The sequence below is a fragment of the Marinilactibacillus piezotolerans genome (genome assembly GCF_900114235.1).
Lineage (GTDB): Bacteria > Bacillota > Bacilli > Lactobacillales > Carnobacteriaceae_A > Marinilactibacillus > Marinilactibacillus piezotolerans.
This window is the reverse complement of the sequence record NZ_FOSJ01000063.1, coordinates 1-10,703: the sequence shown is the minus strand read 5'-3', so window position 1 is coordinate 10,703 and position 10,703 is coordinate 1. Positions and strand designations below refer to the sequence as shown.

10 protein-coding genes and 1 tRNA gene are annotated in these 10,703 nt (G+C 35.0%); 9 read left to right on the top strand and 2 right to left on the bottom strand.

Features of this window, described 5'->3' with window-relative positions:
• Window positions 1-312 precede the first annotated feature (312 nt).
• From BM212_RS11075 to BM212_RS11055, 5 genes are all read left to right on the top strand, one after another.
• Window positions 313-903: a metallophosphoesterase family protein gene (locus BM212_RS11075; protein ID WP_091898563.1), complete on the top strand. Its 591-nt coding sequence runs from the start codon at window positions 313-315 to the stop codon at window positions 901-903.
• Window positions 904-1,067: 164 nt separating this feature from the next.
• Entirely contained in the window at window positions 1,068-1,865 is a 798-nt protein-coding gene (locus tag BM212_RS11070) for an aldo/keto reductase family protein (protein WP_091898561.1), read from the top strand.
• A 178-nt stretch (window positions 1,866-2,043) separates the two neighbouring features.
• A complete protein-coding gene (locus BM212_RS11065) occupies window positions 2,044-4,221 on the top strand; it encodes a Tex family protein (protein ID WP_091898559.1) in 2,178 nt (725 codons plus the stop codon).
• 42 nt (window positions 4,222-4,263) lie between these two features.
• Window positions 4,264-4,719, top strand: a complete 456-nt coding sequence (locus BM212_RS11060; protein ID WP_072694263.1) for a SprT family protein — start codon at window positions 4,264-4,266, stop codon at window positions 4,717-4,719.
• 98 nt (window positions 4,720-4,817) lie between these two features.
• Window positions 4,818-4,901 (top strand) — tRNA-Leu (locus BM212_RS11055).
• An 89-nt stretch (window positions 4,902-4,990) separates the two neighbouring features.
• On the opposite strand, the gene BM212_RS11050 is transcribed toward BM212_RS11055, so the two are convergent.
• Window positions 4,991-5,896 (bottom strand): AEC family transporter, encoded by a 906-nt coding sequence (locus BM212_RS11050; protein WP_281244403.1) that lies wholly within the window; start codon window positions 5,894-5,896, stop codon window positions 4,991-4,993.
• 120 nt (window positions 5,897-6,016) lie between these two features.
• Window positions 6,017-6,172: a hypothetical protein gene (locus BM212_RS12655; RefSeq protein ID WP_156849228.1), complete on the bottom strand. Its 156-nt coding sequence runs from the start codon at window positions 6,170-6,172 to the stop codon at window positions 6,017-6,019.
• Between the two features lie 541 nt (window positions 6,173-6,713).
• On the opposite strand from BM212_RS12655, the gene gloA2 reads away from it, so the two are divergent.
• From gloA2 to BM212_RS11030, 4 genes are all read left to right on the top strand, one after another.
• Window positions 6,714-7,094, top strand: coding sequence for an SMU1112c/YaeR family gloxylase I-like metalloprotein (gene gloA2 / locus BM212_RS11045; protein ID WP_072694265.1), 381 nt, complete (start codon window positions 6,714-6,716; stop codon window positions 7,092-7,094).
• Window positions 7,095-7,193: 99 nt separating this feature from the next.
• A complete protein-coding gene (gene gloA, locus BM212_RS11040) occupies window positions 7,194-7,577 on the top strand; it encodes a lactoylglutathione lyase (protein ID WP_072694266.1) in 384 nt (127 codons plus the stop codon).
• Between the two features lie 103 nt (window positions 7,578-7,680).
• The gene (gene ggt, locus BM212_RS11035; RefSeq protein WP_091898557.1) at window positions 7,681-9,297 is read left to right on the top strand and encodes a gamma-glutamyltransferase; all 1,617 of its coding nucleotides are present in this window, start codon (window positions 7,681-7,683) and stop codon (window positions 9,295-9,297) included.
• A 124-nt stretch (window positions 9,298-9,421) separates the two neighbouring features.
• A complete protein-coding gene (locus tag BM212_RS11030) occupies window positions 9,422-10,306 on the top strand; it encodes an ROK family protein (RefSeq protein ID WP_072694267.1) in 885 nt (294 codons plus the stop codon).
• The last annotated feature ends 397 nt before the right edge of the window (window positions 10,307-10,703 follow it).

Genomic DNA, 10,703 nt, shown 5'->3' with positions numbered 1-10,703 from the left:
AGTAGCCGGGAAACTTGTCCAAACAGGTAGGCAAGTCTATCTTAAACTGTCTAGTTATCACGTTTATCATAAAGAATTCTATGCTGTCTTCGACCGCCTGAGGCGGTCCCATTCATGGGTATAAACTAAGCGGATACTATTTATTTAAGAGAAAAGTTCCAAGGGATAAGTGTGCCCAAAATTATACAAAAGTAATTTTTGGGCACTTACAAAAATGAAAAGAGTCTTTAAAAAGATTGTTTTGGGCAAAAGTTATCAAAATAAATAAAGCGAGAATGATTTTTTTAAGAGATTTACTTAAAATACAGAGTTATGAATTATTCAGGTGTAAAAGATACAAATAAAATTGATGCCTTTTTTCAGTCAAAAAATGAATCGTTAGTTGATCATCCAGTTCGTTTGAATCAAGAATGGGCAATTGTGGGAACTCCTGGATGGTATGATTATGGATATGGTAACCAAGAAAAATATTCCGTGGAACAGTTTGATAAGAAAAAATACAAATTTGCTTCCTGGAATGACCGACATTATGTAGACTGGGGTAAAAGTGATCAGGTTATTAGTATGCAGATGCTGAATCAGTTGAGAGAGGATATTATCTCAGTAGGGAATAGAAAAATAATTTTGATGACACATGTAGCCACTCATCCAGAATTTGTCGTTCCTTTACCGCATAGAATATATGATTATGCGAATGCCTTTCTAGGAGCAAAGTCATATGAAAGTTTATATAAAGAATTTCCTCATATTAAATATAGCTTAATGGGTCATGTACATTTCAGGAAAGTCTTTCAAGGAGCGGATACAACCTATATTTCTGCATGTTTAGGAAATAAAAGGCACTGGAGCGTAAAAGATGTGAAAATACAATTAGAAAAAACACTTGTAGTTATAGATATTTAAACCTGATGAAAGAAACTAAAATGATAAATGAATGAATCTTTACTAAATTACAATATTTTTAGATAGAAAATAGATAAATATTGTGAATTTCGAAGCGTTTTCTTTTGAGTAATTACCAGATATTCCTTAAACTTAAGGTATAAAATAAGAGGAGGATTATCAGGATGGTTAATCATTTGTCAAAACATATTTCAATGAATGATCATAAAAAGATTCCATTATTAGGATTTGGCACAGCTGAATTAAAAGGATCAAATGCAGAAAAAGGAGTTGCCTATGCAATTAAGCAAGGCTATCGTTTAATCGATACCTCACCCAGTTATGGAAACGAAAATGAAGTTGGAAAAGGAATTTATTCAGCTATCAATGATCAGGTCACAAGAGAGGATCTTTTTGTTTCAACAAAAATTGAGCAGGAAGACATGAGTTTTGACGGTGTGAAAAAGTCAGTAGAGGAAAGTTTAAATAGATTGAAACTGGATTATATTGATCTGCTTTTAATTCATTCTCCAGCCGACAGTGACGATGTGAATATAGATACGTGGAAAGGGATGGAAGCAGTTTGTAATACTGGGAAAGTCAAATCAATCGGTGTGTCTAACTTTACACGAAAAGAGTTAGAACCTCTCCTGAATAGTGCAACGATTAAGCCAACCATTAACCAGGTTAAACTAGCACCAGGTGACGTAGATTGGGATACAAAAGAAATTTCTGAAAATGAAAATATTATAATTATGGCCTACTCTCCGTTGAAAAAAGGACAATTAAATCATTCTGTTATCCAAAATTTAGCAGATAAATACGAAAAATCAGCTCAACAAATTGCTTTACGCTGGACTATTGAACTAAATACAATACCTATCCCACGCTCTGGTAATGAAGACCATATTCAATCAAACTCAGATATTTTTGACTTTACCTTAACTGATGAAGAAGTACAAATGATCAATAAAATTGGTTAAAAAAAGCTTACATCATGAAAATAATGAATCTCCATGAATTAGAAATCTATTCTAATTCTGGAGATTTTTTAGAATAGATACTGAGTTAAAATCTGTTTCTAATCAATCTAAACAATCACTCAATCAAAATTTATGCTAAAATAGAAGAGTTGAATATAATTATTGGAGATGAAAAAGTTTGACAGAAATTGAAAGCAAACAAATTTTAGACTTGTTGATAAAAGAATTAACTAACTACTCAAAAAAACAGATCACGGCAGTGTTGGATCTGTTGAATGACGGAAATACAGTTCCTTTTATTGCTCGTTACCGTAAAGAAGTTACCGGAACGTTGGACGAAGTTCAGATTCGTGAAATAGAAGAACGAAATGCTTATTTACAAAACCTTGAAAAACGAAAAGCAGATGTATTGGCTTCGATTGAAGAACAAGGCAAATTAACCCCTGAACTTGATAAAGAAATTCGTCAAGCGGTACAAATGCAGCGTGTTGAAGATTTATATAGACCATATAAGCAGAAACGTCGTACTAAAGCCACAATTGCAAAAGAACAAGGTTTAGAACCATTTGCGAAATGGATCCTTACTTTCCCAGAAACAGAATTAGATATAGAAGCAGAGAAATACCTCGATGAAGAAAAGGATCTTGAAACTATTGAGGCCATTATCACTGGTGCTCATGAAATCATTGCAGAATATATTTCTGATAATCCGAAATATCGGGAATGGATTCGTAATTATACAAGTAAAAACGGAACAGTTGTTGTCAAAGAAAAAGATAGTGCAGCTGATGAAAAATCTGTCTTTGAGATGTACTATGATTACTCAGAATCGATTAAGTCTCTTGTTTCTCACCGTATATTAGCTATGAACCGTGGAGAAAAAGAAGGTATTCTGTCTGTTTCTATCGACATAGATGAAGAACGTGCCCGTCATTATATGTATAAACAAGAAATTTCAGTCAATGATATGACGCCAGCTGTTAAGTTAATTCAAGAAGCAATTAATGATGCTTATAAGCGATTTATTGGTCCATCTATTGAAAGAGAAATCCGTAATGAATTGACCGAAAAAGCAGAAGAACAGGCAATCGAAGTATTTGGAGAAAATCTTCGCAATTTGTTATTACAAGCACCACTGAAAGATCAGACTATTTTAGGCTTAGATCCGGCTTATCGGACAGGTTGTAAAATAGCTATTATCGATGCAACAGGAAAAGTTCTTTCAATTGATGTCATTTATCCACATAAACCGGCTTCTCAACAAAAACGAAATGAAGCTGCTAAACGCTTTAAAGAACTAGTTGAGGAATTTGATGTTGACACAGTTGCTATTGGTAATGGAACAGCCAGCAGAGAATCGGAAACTTTTGTAGCAGAAAATCTGAAAGAAGTTTCAAAAGAAGTAGCATTCGTTATTGTAAATGAAGCAGGAGCTTCTGTTTACTCAGCAAGTGAAGAAGCAAGAAGAGAATTTCCAGATCTGCAAGTTGAAGAACGTAGTGCGGTTAGTATCGCACGCCGCTTACAGGATCCATTAGCAGAATTAGTAAAAATAGATCCTAAATCAATTGGAATCGGTCAATATCAACATGATGTTTCTCAAAAACGTTTAACTGAACAATTAGACTTTGTTATAGAAACAGTGGTTAACCAAGTTGGGGTTAATGTTAATACGGCAAGCGCTGCTTTATTGAAGCATATTGCAGGATTAACGAAGACTACGGCTGAAAACGTTGTGAACTATAGAGAAGAAAATGGCAAGTTTACAAGTCGTGCCCAATTGAAAAAGGTTAAACGATTAGGACCAAAAGCCTTTGAACAAGCAGTTGGATTTTTACGTATCCCAGATGGAAAAGAACCATTTGATAATACTGGAATTCATCCAGAAACGTATAAAGAAGCTAAACTGATTTTAGAAATGGCTGGTGTCAGCAAATCAGAGATTGGCTCTGAAGAATTAGATATGCGATTCAAATTAATAAATGAAGAGAATGTTTTGAAAGAAACTGAACTGGGGATTGAAACCTATAAAGATATTGTAAAAGCATTAGTTGCTCCTGGGCGAGACATGCGTGACGATATGCCGGCTCCGCTTTTGCGTACAGATGTCTTGACAATGGAAGATTTAAAAGAAGGAATGGAACTTGAAGGAACCGTTCGCAATGTAGTCGACTTTGGAGCTTTTGTTGATATAGGCGTTAAACAAGATGGACTTGTCCATATTTCTAAATTAAGTAATAAATATATTAAACATCCAAGTGCGGTCGTAGCTGTTGGAGATATTGTCAAAGTATGGATTGATTCTGTTGATCTGAAAAAAGGACGTATTGCTTTAACGATGTTAGAGAATAAATAAATCACTAGGCGCAGTGCAGTCACTTTTATAAAGGAGAAACAAGTGAATCAGGAAACCTTACAAAAATTGGTAGAAAACATTTCTATGGAATATTTTGATCGATCATTCAAACATAAAGCAGCCTTTAACACTAGACTGAAAACAACTGGTGGAAGATATTTTTTACATTCTCATGAATTAGATTTTAATCCTTTAGTATTAGAAAAGTTTGGGTTAGAAGTATTTATTGGAGTAATTAAACATGAGCTATGTCATTATCACTTACACATAGCCGGTAGAGGTCATCAGCATAAAGATCCTGAATTCAAAGAATTACTTCAAAAAGTAAATGGACTGAGGTTTGTTCCTTCTTTAAGAGAAAAACAAAAGACAGCACAACTCTGGAAGTATCAGTGCTTGAACTGTCAGCTGGTTTTTCACCGTAAACGAAAATTCAATACAGAAAAATATGTTTGTTCTAAATGTAAAGGAAAATTAGAATTAAAGGGAAGAATTTAAAAAATAAGTTTTTGCTTAGTATAATTCACTCTTCAAATCACGAAAAATGTAATTGACTTGTATAGAAAACGCTGTTATGATAGTTTTTGTATGAGTTAGCATACGTGGCGGAATGGTAGACGCGTCAGCTTGAGGGGCTGGTGGGGCGATGCCCCGTGGAGGTTCGAGTCCTCTCGTGTGCATAAAAAAGAACCAGTCAAAGTTTATAAACTTTGACTGGTTCTTTTATATATCCATGATACTAAACTGAATTATTTATTATAGACTATAATCAATTAATTGATAAGACAAAATTAGATAAGGTAATCATAATCGGCATAGAAATCATTGCAAGAATACTTGCTAAAACAATTAGTCTAGCGCCATATTCATAATCTCCACCGTAAATTTGAGAAAACATGGCAGTGTTGACGGCGGTGGGAGTACAGTTAGCAATAGACAAAACAAGCAAAACGGACTCGTTTTGAATGGGGAGTAGCCAGATCATGACAAGACCGACTAATGGAGTTAGAATCAGGCGCACTAAAACTGTCCAGTAATTTTTTTTGACAAGAAAAATGTCTTTTAGATTAGTACGGGCTAGATAACCTCCTAATAAAATCATTCCCAAAGGAGAGCTAGTATCAGCTATCTTATCAAATCCATTGTAAATCACGCTCGGTAGTGTTATTTGTAGTAAATAGAGTACTAATCCTACAAAAGCACCAATTGTAGCTGGATTTGCCAAGGCCTGTCTTATCGTAACTGTTTGTTTCCCCTCAGATAATAGCCAAATACCATATGTAAACTGAAATATACCGGATGCAACGATATACATGGAAAGATAAAAAATACCTTCGTAACCAAGTAAAGGTAGCACAATAGGAATACCCACTAAAGCAGTATTTGAGAAGACAACTGCATATCGATCGATTTTAGTACCAGATTTTAACAAAAAAGAAACCATAATAATCCTGGTGATCATTACTAGGAATGATCCTATAAAAGCAAAGGTTAATAAGGATAAATGATTTTGATTGTATTCTTGCTGGAAAGACATCATTAATACGATAGGAATAACGAATCTTGTCGTCATGTTTGCAATTTGCTGACTACCATACATATCTAACACCTTTAACCGAACAAGAATGAATCCAAACAGGGCAACAAAAAACATAATAGCTAGTTGTTCTAATATAATCAGCGAAATAAGCGTATGCCTCCTTTGTTCAGGTAGTTTTTATAAATATACAGTTTAAAATGAACCATTGCAAACAAAAAACGGTTTCTCAACATGAGAAACCGTCTCTTTAAAAGATTATTTTGAATAACGTCTGGGTCCATTGTCATCATAGCGAACGGGGACTTTCACTTTGTTTGATTCATTGATATCGTTGACATGAAAAAAAGTCAATCCGATTAGGGGAACGATCGTCAGACATCCAACTAAAGTAATAGCTAATAGTAAACTCATTTTACTCACCCTTTCAGTTCTTCAAAGCGTGTTTTATGCTTCAAGAATATAAAACTTAATAATTAACTCATCTAAAGTATCCATCAAAAAGTGAAATTTATCAATCTAAATGTACCAATTTTTTTAAAAGATTTACTTTTAACTTAATTCTGGTAGAAGTCCCCTATTCTCTATAGTTATGAGCGAACACTTTTTTATAGGTAGTTCACTACCCACGATTGAGCGATTGTTCCTGCTTTGGTATAGTAGTAGTGAGAAATTATTAACCGAAATAGTAAGCGGGTAAAGCAAATGAAATAATCAAAGTGAATGAATAGTTCCACTATAGACAAATTTGTTCAGAATGTGGACATAAAGATAGCAAAAAACCACTGCATATTCGAGAGTAAACTTGTCCTATTTCTCATACGCACCATGACAGATAGAACGATACGAGTGAAAATATCTGGGCTGAATATTTTAGAATACAAGCTTTAGCTAAGTGGTGAATAGTTCACGATATAATGAGGTATAAGTAAGATGTAATAGAGAGGAGTCTACTATGTTAAAGAGAATTCATCATACAGCTATTATTGCTTCTGATTATGAAAAATCAAAGGAATTTTATACAGAAATTTTAGAATTAAAAGTTATAAATGAGACTTATAGAGAAGAACGTAAATCTTATAAACTGGATTTAGCTATCGGCAGTGCTCAAATCGAGTTGTTTTCATTTCCAGATCCTCCAAAACGCCCTAGTATGCCGGAAGCAAGAGGGTTGAGACATCTATGTTTTGAGGTAAACGATATAGAAAAAGCGGTCAGCTGGTTAGGGAAAAAAGGAGTTGAAGTTGAACCGATCAGAGTTGATCCAATCACCGACAAACGTTTTACTTTTTTTAAGGATCCAGATGATTTACCACTAGAATTATACGAAAGATAATAAAGAGTGAAAGTGAGTATTTCAATGATTACTTGACTTGACCCGCTACCTGTTTTAGGGCAGAATATTAAGTATAGATATAAATTAGGAGGAAAGATTATGCCAAAAAAAGCATTACACACCTGCGTTCGCGTGAAAGACTTAGAGAAATCTGTTAAATTCTATAAAGATGTATTAGGAATGGAAATCACTAGAAAAGCCGATTATCCAGACGGTAAATTTACATTAGTCTATCTTGCTCTTCCAGGAGATGATTATGAAGTTGAATTAACTTATAATTATGATCAGGAAGAACCATATGAAATTGGAAATGGCTATGGTCATATTGCAATAAGCGTAGATGACTTGAAAGCAACGCATGAAGAATACAGTAAGACTGGTTACGAAGTAACTGATCTTAAAGGATTATCAGATGGAGCGGCGAATTACTTCTTCATTAAGGATCCAGATGGTTACAAAATAGAAGTTATTCAAGCTAAATAATTCAGTAAAATAAATAAAAAAACTAAATAAATAAGTAAAGCTCGAGAAAAGTTGAAAGACTTTATTCTCGAGCTTTACTTAGATACATAAGGGGGAGAAAGACATGACAATACCAGAATTTGATGCAAGTGCCTTTCACTATGCTTCAAGGAGAGAACTTATTTATGGAAAAAAAGGGATGGTAGCATCTTCTCATCCATTAGCTTCTCAAGCGGGATTAGATATATTGAAAAAAGGTGGGAACGCTGTGGATGCAGCTATAGCAGCAGCGGCAACACTGACGGTAGTAGAGCCGGGCTCAAATGGCATAGGAGGAGATAGCTTTTCAATCATATGGAAAGATGGGGAAATGCACGGTTTAAATGCAAGTGGCCCTGCACCGGCAGCAATGACAAGAGAAGCTATTCTAAAAAAAGGAGAAAGTATTGCACCTCACGGACTTGATTCTGTGACTGTACCCGGAGTTCCAGCAGGGTGGGTTGCTTTAAGTAAAAAACATGGGAAATTACCTTTAAAAGAAGTGCTAGAACCAGCAGCATTGATTGCTGAAGAAGGATTTCCCGTCACTAGTACTGTAGCTCAGGCTTGGGAAAGAACTTTTAAAATATTAAGTGAGAAAGTCAATGAAATTCCAGTATTAAAAACATGGTTTGAAACTTTTACGCCAAATGGACATCCTGTAAAACCAGGGGAAATATGGTCATCGAAAGGACACGCTAAAACGCTGAGATTAATAGGAGAAACTGAAGGGAATGCGTTTTATAAAGGAGAGATAGCGGAAGCTATTGACAGGTTTTCAAAAAAACATGGGGGTTTCTTGAGAAAAACCGATCTGGCCACATATCAACCAGAATGGATAGCACCCATTATGACAAATTATAAAGGATATGACATTTGGGAAATGCCGCCGAATGGTCAAGGAATTGTCGCATTAATGGCATTATCTATTTTAGAAAATATCGAATTAAAGTCAAAGGACGATCCTGAAACGATTCATAAGCAAATAGAAGCGATTAAATTAGCTTTCAGTGATGGACAAGCTACAATTGCGGATATGAAGCATATGGATGAAACGGTTGATCGTTTACTATCTAAAACTTATGCAAAAGAACGAGCTGAATTGATTGGTCAAACAGCACTTGATCCAAAATCCGGAGTAAAAGATCAGTCTGGTACTGTTTATCTCTGTACCGCTGATGCAGAAGGAAACATGGTTTCTTATATCCAAAGCAATTATATGGGGTTTGGTTCTGGTACTGTTGTGCCTGATTATGGTGTGAGTTTACAGAACCGAGGATGTGGATTCACGTTAGAAGAAAATCATCCAAATACATTAGCACCTGGTAAAAAGCCATTTCATACAATTATTCCAGGGTTTATTACTAAAAACAATAAACCTGTCGGGCCTTTTGGAATCATGGGAGGACATATGCAGCCTCAAGCCCACCTTCAAGTAATCAGTTCACTAATTGATTTTCATTTGAACCCGCAAGATGCGTTAGATGCTCCAAGGTGGCATTGGGATGAAAAGAAAAAAGTGTCAGTTGAACCACAAATGTCACTGAGAACTATTGAAGATTTAATCAGGAGAGGACACGAAGTTTCTATAGTTCCTACCAAAGGCTTGTTTGGAAGAGGAGAGATTATTTTTAGGGATGATAATGGAGTACTTATTGGTGCAACAGAATCTCGTGCAGATGGACAGGTTGCTACTTGGTAGTAACTGATGTTGAAATGAAAAATTTAAAACAAATATGAGTTATTTTAATCGAAATAAATCAGTGTTATAATAACAAAGAAAGCATTTTCATTTAATGCTTCGTTTGATTAAAGGAGGGGTGAGAATGAGCTTGTTAACAATTGATATAGGCGGAACCTCTGTGAAATATGCTATCTGGGATGAAGAACAATTAAAAGAAAAAAATAGTTTTCTTACTCCTGAGAGCTGGGAAGAATTAAAGGATAAACTAGTACAAATAAAAGAGACATTTGAAAAAAAGTATGAGCTTTATGGAGTTGCTTTTTCGGCTCCAGGAGCGATTAACCATATTGAAAGACAGATTGAAGGAGTAAGCGAAGTTCCTTACATTCACTTCTTTCCAATCTACGATGAGCTTGAACAAGCCTTTGATCTACCAGTTACATTTGAAAATGATGCCAATAGTGCTGGACTAGCAGAGATATGGAGAGGTGCAGCAGTAGATAAAAGTAATGTATTGTTTGTTGTTTTAGGCACTGGTATTGGTGGAGCTATCATTATTAATGGAGAGATTCAACACGGGCATCACTTGTTAGGTGGTGAGTTTGGATTTATGCTGTTAGAGGGAGAGCGAACATTCAGTGAGCTGGGAACTGCAGTAGCCATGGCAAGAAGGTATGCTAAACGGACAAATCAACCGACAAATACGGTTAGTGGAGAACAAGTATTCAAACTGGCAGAAAAAGGAGATATAATTGCTCAAGAAGAAGTGAAGACATTTTATCATTATTTAGTCCGGGGATTATATAATCTAGCGTATTCATTTGATCCGGAGGTGTTATTGATTGGAGGAGGTGTCTCCAATCAAGCAGATTTAATTGAAAAAATCAATGAAGAAATGGATGCTTTATTTGGGCGGTTACGTGTTCCACCGTTTAGACCAGCAATTGAATTATGTGCTTTTAGAAATGATGCCAACTTAATAGGAGCTATCTATAATTTTATTCAAAAGTATGAACAAATTGAATGAAAGCATAATTTATTAGTTTTTGATCCTTTAATTTTATTATTCTATTGTATATTTAAGATTTAAGTACTAAAAGGGTAACTCCCAATAATCTATGAAAAATTATGTTTCCCAAATTTCTCGTTGCTCGTATGATGATTTCTGTCGATGAAGGTAATATAATCCAATCATTGTCTGGATTAAACAGCTTTATAACAGATCCAGTAAAGCAACGAGAAGTATAAGAAGGCATGTTTAAAAAACTTCGTTTTTTTGAAGTTTTTCGAGATATGTAAAATCACTTCTACAGTATTAGTCCGTGTACTGTAGAACACTGTTCCCGAAAGATAATAAACGGATCCACTTGTCGGGCATTGTTTTTGCATCATCATGGACGAATGGAATCCTCACAGGAACTTCG

What these genes read in the sequence shown, in the direction of transcription:
- ggt (WP_091898557.1), top strand. Translation starts at nt 7,681, where the DNA reads ATGACAATACCAGAATTTGATGCAAGTGCCTTTCACTATGCTTCAAGG.
- gloA2 (WP_072694265.1), top strand. Translation starts at nt 6,714, where the DNA reads ATGTTAAAGAGAATTCATCATACAGCTATTATTGCTTCTGATTATGAA.
- BM212_RS11030 (WP_072694267.1), top strand. Translation starts at nt 9,422, where the DNA reads ATGAGCTTGTTAACAATTGATATAGGCGGAACCTCTGTGAAATATGCT.
- BM212_RS12655 (WP_156849228.1), bottom strand. Translation starts at nt 6,172, where the DNA reads ATGAGTTTACTATTAGCTATTACTTTAGTTGGATGTCTGACGATCGTT.
- BM212_RS11075 (WP_091898563.1), top strand. Translation starts at nt 313, where the DNA reads ATGAATTATTCAGGTGTAAAAGATACAAATAAAATTGATGCCTTTTTT.
- gloA (WP_072694266.1), top strand. Translation starts at nt 7,194, where the DNA reads ATGCCAAAAAAAGCATTACACACCTGCGTTCGCGTGAAAGACTTAGAG.
- BM212_RS11070 (WP_091898561.1), top strand. Translation starts at nt 1,068, where the DNA reads ATGGTTAATCATTTGTCAAAACATATTTCAATGAATGATCATAAAAAG.